Source organism: Pseudonocardia sp. SID8383, assembly GCF_009864975.1.
Taxonomy (GTDB): Bacteria; Actinomycetota; Actinomycetes; order Mycobacteriales; family Pseudonocardiaceae; genus Pseudonocardia; species Pseudonocardia alni.
Map to the genome: position 1 here is coordinate 1 of NZ_WWFY01000135.1, position 18,889 is coordinate 18,889.

Genomic DNA, 18,889 nt, shown 5'->3' on the forward strand with positions numbered 1-18,889 from the left:
CACCCAGCGGCCGGGCCCGCCCGGTGCGCAGCGCGACGGCACCGTCGAGGCCGTCGAGCACCCCCGCCGCGACCACGAGCAGGGCTGTCACCGCCGTCCACGGCGCCCCGGCCGGCGCGACCGCCCATGCCCCGGCCAGCACGACCACGCCGGACAGCGACAGCACGTCCGGTGGGACCCGGGCGACCGGGCCCGCGGAGAGGACCCGCACCATCCGGAGCCAGCCGCGTACCACCGGGGAGGGCCGGATGCCGCCGTGCAGGGCCGACCAGCCGTCGTCGTCCCCGGTCGTCATCGGACCAGCGTGCCAGCGCCGCACGGGGGGCGCGCCGTGAACCGGGCCCGCGCCCTCGCCCGCCGGCTCGGGAACACCTTCCCCGGCAGCGACATCGCGCTGTGGGCCGCCGGTGCGACCTACTTCGGGGTGATCGGGCTGGTCCCGCTGGCGATGGTGGCGTTGTGGGGCGTCGGCGCGCTGGCCGGGCCGGGGACGGTGACCACGGCGATGGAGGCGGCGATCGGCGGGCTCCCCGGCGGGCACGGCACGCCCGAGGCGCTGCGCACACTGGCCGCGGTGTCGCTGTCGATGGCCTGGTGGCAGGCGCTGGTCGTGCTGTTCCCGGCCAGCCTCTACGGCGAGGGCCTGCGCCGCGCGTTCGTCCAGATGTCCGCAGCCCGCGACCGTCTCACCGGCTGGCGCGGCCGCGCCGGGCTGCTCGGGGTCGCGGCGGTCGCGCCGTTCCTCGTGCTGGTCGTGCTGGGCGCGGCGCCCTACGTCGGGACGCTCTACGCCGCGGGTGGCTGGTCGCTGGTGTGGGGCGTCGTGGTCGCGTTCCACGTGGTGTGGGTGACGCTGTCGACCGCGCTGCTCGCGGTGTTCGGGCTGGTCGGGCCGGGGCGGCTGGGCCGGCGCGCGCTGGTGCTCGGCGCGTTCGGCACCGGGTCGGTGCTGGCCGGGTTCCTGCAGGGTTTCCTGCTGTTCCTGGCCATCCCGATCGAGTGGTCGGCGCCGTTCGCCGGGCTGCCCGTGGTCGGGACGGTGTCGGCGCTGGCGCTGTGGCTCTACCTGCTGCACATCCTGGTGCTGTGCGGGTTCCGCGCCACCGTGGTGCTCGACGAGGTCCTCACCGCCCGGGACCGGTGATCCCGGGCGGTGCGGACCTGCCGGTCACATGCCCATGCCGCCGTCGACCGGCAGGCCGGCGCCGTTGACGAACCGGGCGGCGTCGGAGGCGAGGAAGGTGACCGCGTCGGCGATGTCGGCGACCTCGCCGAGCCGGCCGGACGGGGTCAGCTCGACCACCGCCCCGACCGCGGCCTCGGGGCTCTCGAACAGTCCGAGACCGGCGGTCTCGACGGCGAGCTTCTGCCCCATCGCGGTCGGCACCAGCCCGGGGTAGACGCAGTTGACGCGTACCCCGTAGCCGAGCTTGCCCGACTCCATCGCCGCGACCCGGGTGAGCCGGTCGACGCCGGACTTGGTCGCGGAGTAGCCGGCGATCGCGGGGAACGCGATGGTGGCGGCGACCGAGGACACGTTGATCACGGCGCCGCCACGGCCCGCCGGGCCACCCGGGCGCATCGCCCGGAACGCGTGCTTGATGCCGAGCATCGTGCCGAGCAGGTTGATCTCGAGCATCCGGCGGACGTCGTCGGGCTCGGTGTCGACCAGCAGCTGGGTGACTTCGACGCCCGCGTTGTTGACCACGACGTCGAGGGCGCCGAACCGCTCCACGGTCTCGGCGACCGCGGCGGTCCAGGACGCGTCGTCGGTGACGTCGAGGTGCACGAACCCGTGCTGCTCGCCGAGGGACTTCGCCAGTGTGGCGCCTGCCTCGTCCTGCAGGTCGGCGACGACGATCCGGCCGCCGGAGTCGGCCATCGCGCGGGCCATCCCCTCGCCCAGTCCCTGTGCTCCTCCGGTCACCAGCACGGTGCGTCCGGTCAGGTCGATCTGCGTCACGGCGACTCCAGTGTCGATCGGTGATGGGGGCCACACCCTGCCGCGATCTCTGACCAGTTGTCAAGATATCGTCGGGCGGGCGTCCAGAACGAGGGCGTCGGAGGCGCAACGGTCGGTTACAGTGGCTGTCGAGCGGACGACGGGAGGGGGCCGCGTGGCACGGGCGAACCCGGTCGACAAGCACGACGCGCGCCGGCGCGCGCTGGCGGACTCGGCCCTGCAGACCCTCGGCGAGCTCGGCTACGCCCGGGCGTCGCTGCGCGAGATCGCGCAGAACTCCCCGTACAGCCACGGCGTCGTGCACTACTACTTCGCCGACAAGCTGGAGCTGATCGTCTACTGCGTGCGTCAGTACAAGGCGGTGTGCGTGACCCGCTACGACGGCGCCGTCGCCGACGCGACGACGGCCGACGGCCTGGTCACCGCGTTCGCGGACAAGCTGTGCGAGACGGTCGTCGACGAGGCCCCGATGCACCGCCTCTGGTACGACCTGCGCGCCCAGAGCATGTTCGAGCCGAACCTGCGCGAGGCCGTCGGCCAGATCGACCGCACCCTGGAGGACATGGTGTGGCGGGTCGTGACCCGCTACGCCGAACTCGCCGGCACCGAGGTCGCGCTGGGCCGGCACGCCGCCTACGGGATGGTCGACGGGGTGTTCCAGCAGGCGCTGCTCGGGTTCCTGAGCGGCGAGGACCCGCACGCGCTGGACACGCTGCGCACCGAGGTGCGCGACCTGCTGCCACTGACCCTGCGCCCGGCGCCGGTCGGCGCGGGCGCCGGGGCCTGAAGCCGGCACTCAGTCCGGCGCGGTGTCTTTCCCGCCGTGTGCCCGGGCGATGCCGTGCGCTGCGGCGCGCAGCGCCGGGACGAGGGTGCGGGCCCGGCCGTCGTGCGGCTGCACCGTCGACAGCGCCGCGACGACGGCCCCGTCCCGGCCGCGCACCGGGACCGCGACACCGGTCGCGTCGGGGTGCACGTGGCCCTCGGTGACGACGTGGCCGTCGCGCCGGACGCGGGCGAGCAGGACCCGCAGCCGGTCCGGGTCGGTCACCGTGGCGGGGGTCCGTCGTTCCAGGGGCGCCGCGAGCACCCGTTCCTGCTGCTCGGGCGGCGCGTGGGCGAGCAGCACCAGCCCCGATGACGAGACGTGCAGCGGCAGCCGCCCGGCGATCCGGGTCAGGTTGACCACCGCCCCGGGCGCGGAGAGCCGCTCCAGGAAGATGACCTCGTCGCCGTCGAGGACACCCAGCTGCACGTGGTGCCCGACGACCGCGTGCAGGTCCCCGAGGAACGGCAGGGCCGCGGCCCGCAGGGTCAGCGTCGGCGACGCCCGCTGCCCCAGCTCCCACAGCCGCATCCCGATCCGCAGCCGCCCGGAGCCGGTGCGGGTGAGCAGCCCCTGCTCGACGAGCTGCCCGACCAGCCGTGACGCGGTCGCGACGTGCAGCCCCGAGGCGCGGGCGATCTCGGCGACGCCCAGCTCGGCCCGCCCGGGCTCGAACACCGACAGGATCCGCACCGCCCGGGCCAGCACCGGTTCGCCCCCGACCACGGGTCGAGTCTGCCCCAGGGTGCCTCCCCGGTCACGCGGCCCGGTGGCGATCACCTGCCCGTGACGCCGCGACGGGCGGGCCGGCCCGGGCCCGTCGTCGCGGGTGCCCCGTACGGACCGTCGGACGGATACCGCCCCGTGGCTCAGCCCTGCGGGACGCGGAGGCCCGACATCCCGCCGTCGACCGCCAGGACGGCGCCGGTGAGAGAGCGCTGGTGCGGGTCGGCGAGGTGGAGGATGGCCCGCGCGACCTCCTCCATCCCCACGAGGCCCCCGGTCGGCTGGCGGCTGCGCAACGCCGCGAGCTCGGTGTCGGGGTCGGCGGCGGCGTCGAGCAGCCGGCCGATCCACGGGGTGTCCACGGTGCCGGGGCACACGCAGTTGACGCGGATGCCGTCGCGGACGTGGTCGGCGGCCATGGCCCGCGTCAGGGACAGCACGGCCCCCTTGCTCGCCGAGTACAACGCCCGGTCGGGCAGTCCGGCGGTGGCCACGATGGAGCCGACGTTCACGACCGAGGCCGAGCCCGCGCGGCGCAGTGCGGGTAGCGCGGCCCTGGTCGTGCGCACCAGCCCGAGCAGGTTCACGTCGAGAACCCGACGCCACTCGTCGAGGTCGTTGGCCTCGACGGTGCCGGCCGCGCCGACACCGGCGTTGTTGACCAGGATGTCGATCCGGCCGAACGCCGTCATGACCTCGTCGACGGCGGCGGTGACGGAGTCGTCGTCGGTGACGTCGGCGCGCACGCCGAGCAGCGGGCTCGGCACATCGCCCGGATCGAGGTCGAGCACGGCGACCCGGGCGCCGCGCGCCGCGAACAGGGCCGCCGTGGCTGCGCCGATGCCGGAGGCCCCGCCGGTGACGACGGCGGTCAGCCCGGCGAAGTCCGCGCGGGGGTCGGTGGTGGTGTCGGTCATGGCAGGGTCTGTCCTCCGTCGACGTGCCAGGACTGCCCGGTGACGAACCGGCTGGTGTCCGAGGCGAGCACCAGGGCCAGGTCGGCGACGTCCTGCGGGGTGGTGAGACGTCCCATCGGGATGCCGGTGCGGTACTTCGCGGGGTCACCGTGGATCTGGCGCTCCGGGCCGACGCCGAGCTCACGCCACTGGGCGCGTTGCAGCTCGGTGTCGCAGGAGCCGGGGCACAGCGTGTTGACCCGGATCTGCTCGGCGGCGAGTTCCAGCGCCAGGCAGCGGGCCATCATGTCCGTGGCCGCCTTGGACGCGCAGTACGCACCCAGGTCCATCCGCGGGGTCCGGGCACAGTTCGAGGTGACCACGACGATCGAGCCGGGCCCGCCGCGGGCACGCATGTGGCCCGCCGCGGCGCGCACCGACAGGAACGCCGCCCGGGTGTTGACGGCGAACTGGGCGTCCCAGTCCTCGACGGCGGAGGTGACCAGGTCACCGGCCCGCAGGATGCCGGCGTTGTTGACGAACACCTCGGGTGCCCCGAGCCGCTCGACGACCTCGGCGAACGCCCGGTCGACGGCGTCGGCGTCGGTGAGGTCGGCCGACACCGGGACGCCGCCGAGCTCCTCGGCGACCGACCGCGCGCCGTCGGCGTCCTTGTCGATCACCGCCACCCGGGCCCCGGCGTCGGCCAGCGCCGTGGCGATGGCCCGGCCGATGCCGCGGGCCGCACCGGTGACGGCGGCGGTGCGACCGGTGAGATCGAGTGCGGTCACGACGCGACCTCCCCGGTGGTGTGGTCGGCGTACCGGGCCCGCATGGTGAGCAGGGACGCCAGGCTGATCACGGCGGTGGCGACGAGGAGCGCCGCCATCGGCCAGGACGCCTGGTCGTAGGCGACCAGCAGTGCGCTGGCCACGAGCGGGACCAGCCCGCCGAGCATGCCGCCGATCTGGTAACCCAGGGAGGCACCCGAGTAGCGGAGCGCGGGCGGGAACATCTCCGAGTACAGCGCCGCCTGCGGCCCGTACATCAACGGGTGCCCGATGCCCATGATCACGATGACACCGAGGAACAGCAGCGGTGTCGACATCGTCTCGATCAGCCAGAACAGCGGGAACGCGAACACCGCCACCAGGATCGCCCCGGCCGCGAACACCGGTCGTCGGCCGACCCGGTCCGACAGCGCGCCGAACAGCGGGACGGTGCCGCACATGATCACGGCGGCGACCAGGACGGCGGCGAGGAACGTGCCGCGCGGGATGCCCAGGTGCGACGTGGCCCAGGACAGCCCGAGCACGGTGACCAGGTAGAAGACCGTGTTGATCACGATGAACGCGCCGGCGGCGCCGAGCACACTGCCCGGGTGCCGGGCCAGTGCGTCGCGCACGGGCAGCCTTGCGGTCTCCCCGGCCGACTGCATCTGCGCGAACACCGGGGACTCCATCAGCCGCAGCCGCACGACGAGCCCGACGACGATGAGCAGCGCGCTGGCCAGGAACGGCACCCGCCAGCCCCAGGACAGGAAGTCCTCGTCGGGCAGGCTGCTCACCGCGGAGAACGCCGCGGTGGACAGCACGAGCCCGAGCGGGCTGCCGACCTGCGGCCACGACCCGTACCAGCCTGCTCTGCCGGGCGGCGCGTGCTCCACGGCCATCAGCACCGCACCGCCCCATTCGCCGCCGACGGCGACGCCCTGCACGAACCGGAGCGCCACGATGAGGACCGGGGCCAGGATGCCGATCTCGGCGAAGCCGGGGACCAGACCCATCGCCAGGGTCCCGAGGCCCATCGCGAGCAGCGAGACCACCAGCATCTTCTTGCGGCCGACCCGGTCGCCGTAGTGACCGAACACGATGCCGCCGAGCGGGCGGGCGGCGAAGCCCACCGCGTAGGTGGACAGCGAGGCGAGCAGGCCCGCACCCGGCGAGAACTCGGGGAAGAACAGTTTCGGGAACACCAGCGCTGCGGCGGTGCCGTAGATGTAGAAGTCGTACCACTCGACGGTGGTGCCGATCAGGCTGGCGAAGGCGACCTTGCTGCTCTGCCGCCGGTTGCCCGGTGGTGCGTGTACTGCGCTCACTGACGGCTCTGTCATGGCACGGGACCTCTTGTCGATCGATGTCAGGGGGTGGGGGCGGATCGAGCGCTGGGCGCCAGGGCGGCGTCGAAGGCGCTGGTGATGGCCTCGCGGGCCTTGCCGGCCCGGGCGGCGTCGCCGACGACGAGCACCGTGCTCCCCGGGTCGACGGGCAGTCGGCGGGCCAGTTCGGCGCCGCGTCCGGTGCGGAGCCGGTAGTAGAGCGCGTCCCGGATCCGCGGGGAGGCGAACAGGCGGGCAGCCGCCCGCGAGCGGGCGGCACGGGTGCGCAGCAGGCGGGGGACGACGGCGCCGAGGCCGAACCGGTAGTGCGCGCCGGTGGCCACGACCACCAGGTCGGCGCCGCGCAGGTCGTCACCGGCGGCTTCGGAGCCGTAGCGGAACCGGACGCCGCCGAGCCGGCAGGTCCGTTCCAGCTCGTCGATGTAGGCGGTGAACGTCGGTTCGGCCGCGGCGACGTCGTTGAACCGTGGGGCGAGCCCGGTGAGCCGGAACGCCCCGCCGGGGCGCTCCGCCCTGTCGATCACCGTGACGTCGTTGCCCTCGGCGACCTGGGAGGCGTAGGTCAGCCCGGCCGGTCCGGCGCCGAGCACCACGATCCGGCGGCCTCCCGGGGCGCTCGTGCCGGCGTAGACCTCCTCCCGGCCGGTCGCCGGGTTGACCACACAGGACAGCTGCGCGCCGGAGCGCATGTTCGTGATGCAGTGGTTGCAGGCCAGGCAACGCCGGACGGGGACTCCGGCCTGTGCCTTGGCCACCCAGCGCGGGTCCGCGATCAGCGGGCGGCCCAGGGCCACGATGTCGAGCTTGCCGTCGGCCACGGCGCGGGCGGCGAGGTCGGGGTCGCCGAGCCGCCCGACCCCGATCACCGGGACGTCGACGAGCTGCTTCATCCGTGCCGCGTACTCGACGAACGTCGCCGCGGGGTACGCCATCGGTGGGATCATCCGCTCGGCGGCGGGCAGGGAGCGGTAGTGCCCGGCGGTCACGCTGACCGCGTCGGCGCCGTCCTGCTCCGCCCAGCGGCCGACCTGCATGCCCTCGTCGGCGGTGAGCCCGCCCGGGAAGAAGTCCTCCACCCCGATCCGGAAGATCACCGGCAGGCCCGGGACCTCGGACTTGATGCGGCGCAGGATCTCCAGCCCGAACCGTGCCCGGTTCTCCAGCGACCCGCCGTAGGCGTCGGAGCGGGTGTTCTCCAGCGGGGACAGGAACTGCGAGATCAGGTAGCCGTGTGCGCCGTGCAGCTCGACCATGTCGAACCCGGCCCGCTGTGCGCGGGCCGCCGCGGCCACGTAGGCGTCGACCGTCTCGCGGATCCGGGCGGCCGACATGGCTTCCGGGACGGCGAGCTCGGCGTCGATCTCGAAGACCGGAGTGGGCACCGCCGACGGCGCCACGGGGGTGGTGCCGGAGACGACGGACCGCGCCCGGCTGCCGCCGTGCCCGAGCTGGATCGACGCCCGCGCCCCGGCCTCGTGCAGCGTGTCCACCAGCCGGCGCAGGCCGGGAAGGAACATGTCGTCGTAGATGCCCAGCTCGCGGAACCGGTGCTTGCCGGCGATCTCGGGTGAGGCCATCTCGACGGTGACCAGGCCGACACCACCGTCGGCGCGGGCCCGGTAGTAGGCGAGCGTCGCCTCGGTGACGTGCCCGGCGTCGTCCGCGAGGCGGGTGGTCATCGAGGGCAGCAGCGTGCGGTTGCGGAGCCGCACGCCCCCGATCTCGATCGGGTCGAACAGGCCGGGGACCTCAGCCACGGGGCAGCTCCGCCCGCTCGACGGCCGCCCGCAGCGTGGCCCGCTCGGTGTCGGGCACCGGCTGCAGGGGTGGGCGGACGTGCGCGGCGTCGATCCGGCCCAGCTGCGCCAGCGCCACCTTCATCCGGTTGTGCCCGTCCAGGAACGGATCCGCGTAGCAGGCCTCGGCGAAGGGCTGGATGCGGTCCCAGACCCGGCGTGCCTCACCCAGGTCCTGCTTCTCCACCGCGCGGAACAGCTCCACCTGCAGGTCCACGACGACGCTGCCGTGCCCGGAGAGGATCCCGTCGGCGCCGAGCACCAGGGAGGCGAGCAGCGAGCGGCTGAAGCTGGACAGCAGCGACACCGGCCGGTCCAGCGCTCGCAGCGCCCGCAGGTTGCGCTCGTAGGCGACGATGTCGTTCGACCACTCCTTCACCGCGACCACGCTGTCGATCTCGGAACAGATCCGGACCAGCGTGTCGGTGTCCAGCCGGAGTCCCGACGTCGCCGGGTAGACGAACGCGATCATCGGGAGCGACGTGGCATCGGCGATCGTGGCGTAGTGGCTCACCGCCATCTCCGGGCGCAGCTGTGCCCCGCCCTCGAACACGACCGTGGGGAACACGAGCAGCCCGTCGGCTCCGGCGGCTTCGGCATCCGCGGCGATCCGCGCGGCCTTGGCCGAGCCGTCCTGGTACACCCCGGAGATGACCGGGACCCGCCCGGCGACCTCGTCGAGGACGATGTCGAGCTGGCGGCGCTGCTCGTCCGCGGTCAGCGTGGCCACCTCGGAGGCGTGCGCGTTGGTCGTGATGCCCGCGACGCCCTCGACGTCGAGCAGCGCACGCAGGTGGCGGCGGAGGTTGGTCTCGTCGATCTGCAGGTCGTCGGTGAACGGGAGCAGATGCGCCGGGATCACCCCGTGGAAGGAGACCATCGTCGGTTCCGTCCTCTCGTCGTCGGCTCGGCTTCTCCTCGTCGGATCAGCGCGCTGACACCGACGCTAGGCCGGTCGACCATGCGGGATGAAATGCCGTTTCAGCACCGCTTATGCTTCCGGTGCATGACAGAGATTCCTGCGGAGCACGGAGTGGAGTTCCGGCATCTCCGCGCCTTCGTGGCCGTTGCCCGGGAGCGGAACTTCACCCGCGCCGCGCACCATCTCCGGATCACCCAGCCTGCTCTGAGCCGCACCGTCGCCTCGCTGGAACGACTGCTCGGCACCACGCTCCTGGCACGGAACCGCCGGACGGTGCAGTTGACCGCCGCCGGTCAGCAGGTCCTGCCACACGTGCACCGGGTGCTGGCGGCGCTCGACGAGGCGGTCGGCGCCGCGACCGGCGCACCTCCCACCCTGCGGGTCGGCTTCACCTGGGGCTCCACGGCCGAGTACACCGCGCCGATCGTGCGCGACTTCGAACGTGCCCACCCGGACGTGACGGTGGAGATCCGGCGTTACGACGACACCGTGGCCGGTCTGGCAGACGGGCGTACGCACGTGGGTTTCCTGCCGGGTGACCCCGGTGACCCCCGGTTCGGGACGCTGGTGCTCGCCGACGAGCCCCGCGTCGTGGCCCTGCCGGCGGACCACCGGCTGGTGGACGGCGGGACCGTGGTGCTGGACGACCTCGCCGACGAGGCGATCGTGATCAACGTGGTGTCGGGCACGACCACGCTCGATCTCTGGGAGCCGGCCCGGCGCCCGGACACCGTCGTGCGTGTGCGGAACGTCGACGAATGGATGGAGGCGATCGCGGCCGGGCGGGGCGTCGGGCTCACCCCCGCGTCCACCGGACGGCTCTACACCCACCCGCAGATCCGCTACCGGCTCGTCTCCGACTCGCCACGGGTACCGATCACGCTGGCCTGGCCCCGGTTGGCCGCGCACCCGCTGGTCGCGGACTTCGTCGCCAGCGCCGAGCGCCTGCGACACCTGTCCGATCCCACCACCACCTAGGCCGGCGTGACCCGCAGCGGCATCGACGCCCAGGCGCGCATGGTGTTGTTCGGCCGTCGGCGCGGTGGCCCGGCGGGGGTGATCGTCGCGACCCGCGCGGCGAGCGCGGCCAGCACCGCCTCGGCCTCCAGCCGGGCGACGTGCTGGCCGACGCACTGGTGCAGCCCCATCCCGAACCCGACGTGGCCCGACGGGTCACGGTCGAGGTCGAAGGTGCCCGCGCCGGGGCCCCAGTGCCGAGGGTCCCGGTTCGCCGAGCCGAGGAACATCAGCACCTTGCGCCCGGCCGGGACCCGCACGCCGGCGAGCTCGGTGTCGGTCGCCGTCGTGCGGAAGAAGGTCTGTACCGGTGACTCCCAGCGGACCGCCTCGTCGAACGCGACCCGGGCGAGCCCGGGGTCGGCGCGCAGCCGCGCCCACTGATCCGGGTACCGGGCGACGGCGTGCAGCACCGCCGCGAGCCCGGTGACGGTGGTGTCGACCCCGGCCGACAGGAGCGACCGCACGACCAGCGGAGCCTGCTCGGCGGTGATGTCGCCGCGGTCGGCGGCGGCCCAGATGTCGGCACCGAACCCCTCCCCGGCCAGGGCGTCGCGGGCGCACTGGGCGTTCACCCAGGCCGAGAGCTCCCCGAGCCGCGGAAGCTTCTCCTCCAGCAGCGCGTTGCGCGGGCCGAAGGCGTTGAACAGCAGGTCGCCGTAGGGCAGCAGGTTCTCCCGGCCCTGCTCGGGTAGCCCGACGGCGTCGGGGAACACGCGCAGCGGGAACGCCTCGGCGACGGCGGGGACGGCGTCGAACTCGTACCCGCCGGCCAGCACCTCGTCGACGAGGATCTCGGCGTCGGCCGCCCAGCGCTCCCGCAGCACGCGCAACGCCCGGGGGCCGAGGACCTTCCCGAGCACGCGGCGGGGCGCGTCGTGGTGCGGCGGATCGGCCTCCAGCAGCAGCGACGGCGGCCGCCACGGTGGTTCGGTGTGGAAGTTCAGCATCCCGACCCCGGCCCCGGAACGGAAGGACTGCCAGTCGACGAGCGCGGCCCGGACATCGGTGTAGCGGCCGAGGGCGAGCACGTCGTAGCGGGTGAGCCGGACCAGCGGGCCCGCGGCGCGGAGTTCCTCGTGGAACGCGAGCGGGTCGGTGAGGACCTCGGGGGCGAACGGGTCGACGTCGGTGGTGGGCAGGTGGTCGAGCGCGGCCGTCATGGGCGCTGCCTTCCGGTCGGATCGGGTCGGGGTACGGCTCAGAGGTCGAGGACCAGTCGCGGGCCGACCGAGCGCGAGACGCAGACGAGCATGCAGTCGGCGGCGGCGCGCTCGTCGTCGTCGAGGACGGAGTCGCGGTGGTCCGGCTCGCCCGCCAGCACGGTCGTCTCGCAGGTCCCGCAGGTGCCCTGCCTGCAGGAGGACAGGACGTCGACGCCGGCGTCGGCGACCGCGTCGAGCACGCTGCGCCCGGGCGGCACGGTCACCTCGGTCCCGCGGCGGGCGAGGTGGACGGCGAAGGCGGTGTCGCGGACCGGGCCGGTCGCGCGCGGGACGAAGCGCTCGGTCCGCACCGTGTGCGACGGCCACCCGGCCGTGGTCTCGGCCAGCGCCGCGAGCAGCGGGGCGGGACCGCAGCCGTACACCCGGGTGTCCGGGGTGGGCCGCCCCAGGAAGCCGGGGAGGTCGAGCAGGCCGTGCTCGTCCTGCGGAACGATCCGGACCCGGTCCGCGTGGACCGCGAGCTCACGGGTGAACGCCATCGATGCGCGGGTACGGCCGCCGTAGAGCAGCGCCCAGTCCGCGCCGAGCAGGTCCGCCGTGGTGATCATCGGCAGGATCGGGGTGATCCCGATGCCGCCCGCGACGAACAGGTAGCGCGGGGCCGGGACCAGCGGGAAGTTGTTGCGCGGCCCGCCGAGACCGATCTCGTCCCCGACCGCGAGGCGGTCGTGGACCCAGGCCGAGCCGCCGCGTCCGGCGGGCTCGCGCAGTACGGCGACGCGGTAGCGGTGGGCGTCCCACCGGTCCCCGCACAGCGAGTACTGGCGGGTGTGCCCGCCGGGCAGGACGAGGTCGACGTGCGCACCGGGGGTCCAGTCCGGCAGCCGCCCGCCGTCGGCGGCGACCAGCTCCAGCGACACCACGCCGTCGGACTCCCGGTGGCGGCCCGCCACCCGGACCGTGCGGTTCTCGGCACCGGTCACCGCTGCTCCCCTCGTCGTCGAGGAGCCGAGCATCCGTCGCGAGGCCACCGTCCGGGAAGGCGACTCTCGCTCAGTGAGAGACCGGGTTCAGGCGGTTCCCGCCAGGCTCCGGCCGGCGGCCCGGCCGGAGAAGATGCAGCCACCGAGGAACGTGCCCTCCAGCGCGTTGTACCCGTGCACCCCGCCCCCGCCGAACCCGGCGGCCTCCCCCGCCGCGTAGAGCCCGGGGATCGGTTCGCCGTGGGCGTCGAGGGCGCGGGAGTCGAGGTCGGTCTGGATCCCGCCGAGGGTCTTGCGGGTCAGCACGTGCAGCTTCACCCCGATCAGCGGACCGGCGGCGGGGTCGAGGATCCGGTGCGGCGCCGCGACCCGCCCGATCCGGTCACCGAGCGAGCGGCGGGCGTTGTGGATGCCCTGGACCTGGGCGTCCTTGCTGTAGGGGTGGGCCAGCTGCCGGTCACGGGCCTCGATCTGGCCGCGGATCAGGGCCGGGTCGAGCGGCGGGGCGTCGGTGAGGGCGTTCATCCCCGCGACGAGCTCGTCGAGGGTGTCGGCGACGACGAAGTCCTCCCCGTGGGTCGTGAACGCCTCGACCGGGCCGGGCGCACCCCGGCTGAGCAGCCGTTCGCGGAGGAAGGCACTGCGGCGACCGGAGGTGATGTCGGGGTTCTGCTCGGAGCCCGACAGCGCGAACTCCTTCTCGACGATCTTCTGGGTGAGCACGAACCAGGAGTGGTCGTAGGGCGCGATGTCCGGGGTGGTGCGCAGGTGGCGCAGGGTGCCGAGGGTGTCGTAGCCGGGCAGGTACGGCGCGGGCAGCCGCCGCCCCAGCGCGTCGAACCACATCGACGACGGCCCGGGCAGGATGCGGATGGCGTGGCCGGGCCAGACCGGGTCCCAGTTCACGACGCCCTCGGTGTAGTGCCACATGCGGTCGCGGTTGACCAGCCGCACACCCGCGTCGGCGGCGATGTCGAGCATCCGGCCGTCCACATAGGCGGGCACCCCGGTGATCATCGACGACGGCGGGGTGCCCATCCGCCCGGGCCAGTACCGGCGGACCATCTCGTGGTTCGCGCCGATCCCGCCGGTGGCCAGGACGACCGCGGGCGCGGAGAGGGTGAACTCCCCGGTCACGTCGCGGTTGCTGGGTGCGCCGCGCGGCGAGTCGTCCGGGGCGAGGACGGCGCCGCGGACGCCGGTGACGGCGCCGTCGGTGCGGACCAGCCCGTCGACGCGGTGCCGGTGGTGGAAGGTCACCAGCCCGGCCTCGGCGGCGCGCAGGGCGGAGTCGACGAACGGTCCGACGACGCCCGTACCGGTCCCCCAGCTCACGTGGAAGCGGGGCACGGAATTGCCGTGGCCGGTGGCGGTGAGGTCGCCGCGCTCGGCCCAGCCGACCGTGGGGAGGAAGGAGATGCCCAGCTCGGTGAGGTAGGCGCGCTTCTCCCCCGCGGCGAACTCGACGTAGGCGCGGGCCCAGCGCGCGGCGTGGGTGTCCTCGTCGTCGAGGCGGTCGAAGCCGGCGCTGCCCTGCCAGTCGCTCCAGGCCAGCTCGACCGAGTCGTGCACCCGCATGCGGCGCTGCTCGGGGCTGTCGACGAGGAAGATGCCGCCGAAGGACCACCACGCCTGCCCGCCCAGGTCGACCGGCCCCTCCTGGTCGACGACGGCGACCCGGCGGCCCCGCCGGGTCAGCTCGTGGGTGGCGACCAGACCGGCCAGCCCGGCCCCGACGACGATCACGTCCGCGTCCATGCCACTCCCGTTCGTCGCCGGCCCACCGCACCCCGGCAGGGGCGGCCGGTACGCACAGAGGTATCAGATCCGCACCCGGGAACGGGTGACGGGCGGGTCGCGGCACCCGTGCGCCGCGACCCGCCCGCCGGGGCCCCGGGGTCAGCGCACGACGGTCGTGGTCACCCGTGTGGCGTTGTTGGCGAGCTTCGGGTCACGGACCTGCGACGGGGCGACGCCCGCGTCGAGGGTCCGCACCCCGGCCGCCGTGCGGTCCACGGTCACGGTGATCGTGAAGGTCCGCTCGGTGCCCGCGGCGATGCTCGGGACCAGGTAGGCGACGCTGCGGCCGCCGCTGACGATCCCGCCCTGGGCCGCGGTGGCCCGCAGACCGGTCGGGAGGGTGACGGCACCGGCGACCCGGGTCGCGGTGGCCGGGCCCGCGTTGCGGATGGTCACGGTGACGGGGGCGGTGGTGCCCGCCTTCATCGTGCCCGGCACGCCGAGCCTGATCGAGAGGTCGGCCTCCCGCGGGATCACCGGCGCGGGGGTCACGGTGAGGGCGAACGTGGTGCTCATCGTGCCGGCGGTGGCGGTGACCGTCACCGGGCCCGCGGTGTCACCGGCGGACAGTGCCGGGCCGGTGGCGACGCCGTCGGCGCCGGTGGTGGCGGTGGCGGTGGCCCCGCCGGGGAAGGCGGCGCTGCCGCCGGTCACCGTGAAGGTGACGTCCTGGCCCGCCACCGGGGCGTTGCCCGCTCCGGTGAGGGTGGCCGACAGCGGCTGGGCGAAGACGGTGCGGACCTGGGCGCTCTGCCCGTTGCCGCCGGTTGCGGCGAGCGCGGTCGGGACGACCGGGTTGTCGAAGTCCACCGTGGTGCCGTTGATCCGCAGGTTGTCGACGCCCGAGCGCAGCCCCGGGTTGCCGCTGCCCTGGTTGATCCCGATCCCGCCGATGACGACGGCGTCGGGCAGCGCGGCCTTCACCGCGGCGAAGTCGGCGGTGTAGGTGTCGAAGCCGTACCGGTTCGGCGTGCCGGTGCCGGTGATGCTGCCGCTGGCCCACCAGCCGCCGCTGCCCGCGGGGGTGCTCGACGCGGGCCACGTCTGCCACGCCCCGGTCTGCACCGGGGCGGTTCCGGTGTAGACCGGCTCGAACACCAGGGTCGTGAAGGTCGAGCCGTCCTTCATCGGGTTGACCGGGATGTTCAGGGCGGGTGCCTGCTGCGGGCCGCCCACCTGCTCGACGAGGGTCTGGTACTCGAGGTCGGTGATCTCCGAGAGCTTGCGCCCGTCGAAGGCCTGGGCGTACACGGTGACCTTGTCACCGCCGCCGGGGGTGTCCAGGCGCAGGTAGCCGTGTCCGGTGCGGGCCCTGGCATCGTCGACGACGGCGGCCGTACCGGCGTTGCGGACAGCCGTGCAGTACCCGGTCGGGCTCACCGTCGCGCCGCACGCCGGGATCTGGTCGTCGGAGACCCGGACGCCGTCGGCGGCGGCGGCGGTCCCGGCGACGAGCGGGACGAACCCGACCGCCGCCACCAGCGCGGCCGCCAGCAGGCGCCGTCCGCCCACCCGTGCTCCGTGCTCCCCGATCCGACGCGCCATGACTGCCTCCACCGCTCCGCCCGTCCCCGGGCCGTCGTCGCCGGGGCCTCTGCGCTCCCGACGGCCCCTGTGTCGTGGCGGCGGCCACGGTCGCTACACGACCTCATCAGAGCTGATGACCCACTCGGAGCATCACCAGGTGAGCCGGTCGGGGCACGGTCGGCTCCCACCGTCGACGCAACGACGACACGCAGACGGACACGCCGGACCGGTCGTCGGACACCGGCCACCGGTCCGCCCGCGGGCGGGGCCGGCCACCGACCGGACCGGGATTCGCAGCGCGTCACAGCGGTCCGGCCGACGGATCACAGGAGTGCCCTCTACCGTTGATCCGGTCAGCGGGACGAGCGTGGGAGGTGGACGTGCGGACCGACACCCGGCCCGGCCACGGCCCCTCCCGCCCGCGGTGGCACGTACCCGGGCTGCTCGGCGCCGCGCTCGCGCGGCCCGCGACCGGCGCCCTGTTCGACGGGCCGGCCGAGGACCCCGGTGACCACTTCTGCTCCGCCTCGGTGGTCGAGTCCACCACCGGCGACCTCGTCGTCACCGCCGCGCACTGCGTCGCCGACGGCGACGCGGACGCGACGACGGTGTCCGGCACCGCCGGGACGCTCGACGAGGACCAGTGGCAGCTCGACCGGCCCGGCCTCGACCAGGGTTCCAGCGGCGGCCTGTGGCCGACCGGCCCGGACGACTCGGAGATCCTGGCCGTCACCGGTGGCTACCAGCAGGGCGGGGACTCCCCCGACGTCTCCCACGGCGCCGACCTCGGCCCGGCCGTGCAGTCGGCGTACCGCTCGGCCGGGGGCACCGACTGAGCCGGCTCGTCGCCTGGTGGGACCGCCACCAGGTCGCGCTGTACCTGGCCGCGATCCTCGCCGGGGCGCTCCTCGGTCTCCTCGCGCCGCGGGTCGCGCCCGCGCTCGCCGCGTCGGTCACCCCGCTGCTCGCGCTGCTGCTGTTCGCGACGTTCCTCGCGGTCCCGCTCGTCGACCTCGTGCGGGCCCTGACCGGCACCCGATTCCCGGTCGTCGTGCTGGTGGCGAACGCCGTGGTGGTCCCGCCGGTCGCGATCGGACTGTCGCGATGGGTCGCCGACGACCGCGGCCTGCTCGTGGGCGTCCTGCTCGTGCTGCTGACGCCGTGCATCGACTACGTCGTCGTGTTCACCGGGCTCGCCGGCGGCGCCCGCGCGCAGATGCTCGCCGCGACGCCGCTGCTGATGGTCGCGCAGATGCTCCTGCTGCCCGGCTACCTGTGGCTCGCGGCCGGACCGGAGGTCCTCGCCGTGGTCGAGGCCGGGCCGTTCCTGCACGCGTTCCTCGTGCTGGTCCTGGCCCCGCTGGCCGCGGCGGCCCTGGTCCAGGGCCTGCGACGACGGCGCCCGACCGGCCGCGCAGCCCGTGTCGAGGGCGCCGTCGCCGGGGCGATGGTGCCGCTGATGGCGGCGACCCTGACCGCGGTCGTGGGCTCGCAGATCGCCGCCGTCGGGGCGCAGGCGCTCACCCTGGTGCGGCTGGTGCCGCTCTACCTGGCGTTCGTCGTCGCGGCCGTGGTGATCGGTCTGCTCACCGCCCGGGTGGCCCGCCTGGACGTGCCGGCCACCCGGGCGGTGGTGTTCTCGGTGACGACCCGCAACTCGCTGGTCGTCCTGCCGCTCGCGCTGGCGCTGCCCGGCGCGCTCGCCCTCGCCCCGCTCGCCGTCGTCACCCAGACCCTGGTCGAACTCGTCGCCCTGGTCGTGCTGGTACGGCTGGTGCCGGTGCTCGTCCCCGCCCGGTGAGCGGTCGGCCCGGTCACCGGGCCGGACCGCGCCCCGCCCAGCTCCACGCGTACGACGGGTCCTCGCAGGCCCGTCCGCCCTCACCGAGGGCCAGCGGCCGGAACGTGTCGACCATGACCGCGAGCTCGTCGAAGGACTCCGCGCCGAGCGCCCGCTCGACCGCGCCGGGCTGCGGGCCGTGGCTGTGCCCGCCCGGGTGCAGCGAGATCGACCCCTGCCCGATCCCGGAGCCCTTGCGGGCCTCGTAGTCGCCGCCGCAGTAGAACATGACCTCGTCGGAGTCCACATTGGCGTGGTAGTAGGGCACCGGCACGGCGAGCGGGTGGTAGTCGACCTTGCGCGGCACGAAGTTGCAGATCACGAAGCCGGAGCCCTCGAAGACCTGGTGCACCGGCGGCGGCTGGTGCACGCGGCCGGTGATCGGCTCGAAGTCGGCGACGTTGAACGTGTACGGGTACAGGCAGCCGTCCCAGCCGACGACGTCGAACGGGTGGGTGGGCACCACGTAGCGGGTGCCGGTGATCCCGTCGGGCCCGCCGCGGTGCTTCACCAGCACCTCGACGTCGGTCTGCTCGACGAGCAGCGGCGCCCCCGGTCCGTGCAGGTCGCGCTCGCAGTACGGGGCGTGCTCGAGCAGCTGGCCGTAGCGCGACAGGTACCGCTTGGGCGGGGCGACGTGCGACGACGCCTCGATCGCGTAGGCGCGCAGCGGCTCGGACCCGGTGGGGACCCAGCGGTGGGTCGTCGCCCGCGGGAGGACGACGTAGTCGCCCCCGGCCACGTCCAGCGCCCCGAACACGGTCTCCACGATCGCCGCCCCGGACTCCAGGTAGACGACCTCGTCGCCGACGGCGTTGCGGTAGAGCGGGCTGGTCTCCCCCGCCACGACGTAGGAGATCCGCACGTCGGCGTTGCCGAGCACCAGCCGGCGCCCGGTCACGACGTCGACCGACTTCCAGTCCGGGGTGCCGAGGTCGTGCAGCCGCAGGTGGCGCGGGAGGAGCGGCCGGTTGTCGGTCAGCGACTGGTCGCCCGGGTCCCAGGGGGTGGCGTCGACGATCGCCGACGGGACGCCCGCGTGGTAGAGCAGCGAGGAGTCCGAGGAGAAGCCCTCCTCCCCCATCAGCTCCTCGTAGTAGAGCGTCCCGTCGGGACGCCGGTGCTGGGTGTGCCGCTTCGGCGGGACGTCACCGGCTCGCCTGTAGTACGCCATCGTGGCCCTCCTCCGGTCCGTTCGATGTCCGTGCCCGTGGCGGTGGCGCCGTCGTGCCGCGGGCGGTCGCGCGGGCGAGGGCGGCCGCGACGTCGTCGCGGGACGGGGCGGCGAGCACGGCGGCGACGTGGGCG

The 18,889-nt window shown here is 74.4% G+C and carries 18 protein-coding genes; 5 read left to right on the forward strand and 13 right to left on the reverse strand.

Features of this window, described 5'->3' with window-relative positions; translation table 11 throughout:
- A partial coding sequence (locus GTW08_RS03070; RefSeq protein WP_202416321.1) for a CDP-alcohol phosphatidyltransferase family protein occupies nucleotides 1–295 on the reverse strand: 295 nt, incomplete at its 3' end.
- Between the two features lie 36 nt (nucleotides 296–331).
- Between GTW08_RS03070 and GTW08_RS03075 the strand changes: the two genes are divergently transcribed.
- Entirely contained in the window at nucleotides 332–1,144 is an 813-nt protein-coding gene (locus GTW08_RS03075; protein WP_073573951.1) for a YhjD/YihY/BrkB family envelope integrity protein, read from the forward strand.
- A gap of 24 nt (nucleotides 1,145–1,168) precedes the next feature.
- On the opposite strand, the gene GTW08_RS03080 is transcribed toward GTW08_RS03075, so the two are convergent.
- The gene (locus GTW08_RS03080; RefSeq protein ID WP_073573952.1) at nucleotides 1,169–1,963 is read right to left on the reverse strand and encodes an SDR family NAD(P)-dependent oxidoreductase; all 795 of its coding nucleotides are present in this window, start codon (nucleotides 1,961–1,963) and stop codon (nucleotides 1,169–1,171) included.
- Between the two features lie 154 nt (nucleotides 1,964–2,117).
- On the opposite strand from GTW08_RS03080, the gene GTW08_RS03085 reads away from it, so the two are divergent.
- Nucleotides 2,118–2,750, forward strand: a complete 633-nt coding sequence (locus tag GTW08_RS03085) for a TetR/AcrR family transcriptional regulator (protein WP_073573953.1) — start codon at nucleotides 2,118–2,120, stop codon at nucleotides 2,748–2,750.
- Between the two features lie 9 nt (nucleotides 2,751–2,759).
- Here the strand turns inward: GTW08_RS03085 and GTW08_RS03090 are convergent, their stop codons facing one another.
- The 6 genes from GTW08_RS03090 to GTW08_RS03115 form a co-directional block, all read right to left on the reverse strand.
- Nucleotides 2,760–3,515, reverse strand: coding sequence for an IclR family transcriptional regulator (locus tag GTW08_RS03090; protein ID WP_073573954.1), 756 nt, complete (start codon nucleotides 3,513–3,515; stop codon nucleotides 2,760–2,762).
- A 143-nt stretch (nucleotides 3,516–3,658) separates the two neighbouring features.
- On the reverse strand, nucleotides 3,659–4,432 hold the full coding sequence (locus tag GTW08_RS03095) for an SDR family NAD(P)-dependent oxidoreductase (protein WP_073573955.1): 774 nt from the start codon (nucleotides 4,430–4,432) through the stop codon (nucleotides 3,659–3,661).
- A complete protein-coding gene (locus tag GTW08_RS03100; protein ID WP_073573956.1) occupies nucleotides 4,429–5,202 on the reverse strand; it encodes an SDR family NAD(P)-dependent oxidoreductase in 774 nt (257 codons plus the stop codon). Before GTW08_RS03100 ends, GTW08_RS03095 begins: the two co-directional genes overlap by 4 nt.
- Complete coding sequence (locus GTW08_RS03105; protein ID WP_208623071.1) at nucleotides 5,199–6,509, reverse strand: MFS transporter; 1,311 nt, start codon at nucleotides 6,507–6,509, stop codon at nucleotides 5,199–5,201. The genes GTW08_RS03100 and GTW08_RS03105 overlap by 4 nt, the downstream gene beginning before the upstream one ends.
- A gap of 41 nt (nucleotides 6,510–6,550) precedes the next feature.
- On the reverse strand, nucleotides 6,551–8,287 hold the full coding sequence (locus tag GTW08_RS03110; protein ID WP_073573958.1) for an NAD(P)-binding protein: 1,737 nt from the start codon (nucleotides 8,285–8,287) through the stop codon (nucleotides 6,551–6,553).
- Nucleotides 8,280–9,206, reverse strand: coding sequence for a dihydrodipicolinate synthase family protein (locus tag GTW08_RS03115; RefSeq protein WP_073573959.1), 927 nt, complete (start codon nucleotides 9,204–9,206; stop codon nucleotides 8,280–8,282). The genes GTW08_RS03110 and GTW08_RS03115 overlap by 8 nt, the downstream gene beginning before the upstream one ends.
- A 126-nt stretch (nucleotides 9,207–9,332) precedes the next feature.
- On the opposite strand from GTW08_RS03115, the gene GTW08_RS03120 reads away from it, so the two are divergent.
- Nucleotides 9,333–10,226: a LysR family transcriptional regulator gene (locus tag GTW08_RS03120; protein ID WP_073573960.1), complete on the forward strand. Its 894-nt coding sequence runs from the start codon at nucleotides 9,333–9,335 to the stop codon at nucleotides 10,224–10,226.
- On the opposite strand, the gene GTW08_RS03125 is transcribed toward GTW08_RS03120, so the two are convergent.
- The 4 genes from GTW08_RS03125 to GTW08_RS32820 form a co-directional block, all read right to left on the reverse strand.
- Complete coding sequence (locus tag GTW08_RS03125; RefSeq protein WP_073573961.1) at nucleotides 10,223–11,428, reverse strand: cytochrome P450; 1,206 nt, start codon at nucleotides 11,426–11,428, stop codon at nucleotides 10,223–10,225. The two genes, GTW08_RS03120 and GTW08_RS03125, sit on opposite strands and share 4 nt — an antisense overlap.
- A 38-nt stretch (nucleotides 11,429–11,466) precedes the next feature.
- Nucleotides 11,467–12,414, reverse strand: coding sequence for a PDR/VanB family oxidoreductase (locus tag GTW08_RS03130; RefSeq protein ID WP_304580020.1), 948 nt, complete (start codon nucleotides 12,412–12,414; stop codon nucleotides 11,467–11,469).
- Between the two features lie 87 nt (nucleotides 12,415–12,501).
- Complete coding sequence (locus GTW08_RS03135; protein ID WP_073573963.1) at nucleotides 12,502–14,172, reverse strand: FAD-binding dehydrogenase; 1,671 nt, start codon at nucleotides 14,170–14,172, stop codon at nucleotides 12,502–12,504.
- 141 nt (nucleotides 14,173–14,313) lie between these two features.
- The gene (locus GTW08_RS32820) at nucleotides 14,314–15,726 is read right to left on the reverse strand and encodes a CARDB domain-containing protein (protein ID WP_161151386.1); all 1,413 of its coding nucleotides are present in this window, start codon (nucleotides 15,724–15,726) and stop codon (nucleotides 14,314–14,316) included.
- Between the two features lie 395 nt (nucleotides 15,727–16,121).
- On the opposite strand from GTW08_RS32820, the gene GTW08_RS03145 reads away from it, so the two are divergent.
- Complete coding sequence (locus GTW08_RS03145) at nucleotides 16,122–16,577, forward strand: hypothetical protein (RefSeq protein ID WP_161151387.1); 456 nt, start codon at nucleotides 16,122–16,124, stop codon at nucleotides 16,575–16,577.
- Between the two features lie 53 nt (nucleotides 16,578–16,630).
- Nucleotides 16,631–17,542: an arsenic resistance protein gene (locus GTW08_RS03150; RefSeq protein WP_337826711.1), complete on the forward strand. Its 912-nt coding sequence runs from the start codon at nucleotides 16,631–16,633 to the stop codon at nucleotides 17,540–17,542.
- 13 nt (nucleotides 17,543–17,555) lie between these two features.
- On the opposite strand, the gene GTW08_RS03155 is transcribed toward GTW08_RS03150, so the two are convergent.
- On the reverse strand, nucleotides 17,556–18,755 hold the full coding sequence (locus GTW08_RS03155) for a homogentisate 1,2-dioxygenase (protein ID WP_073573966.1): 1,200 nt from the start codon (nucleotides 18,753–18,755) through the stop codon (nucleotides 17,556–17,558).
- Nucleotides 18,756–18,889 lie beyond the last annotated feature (134 nt).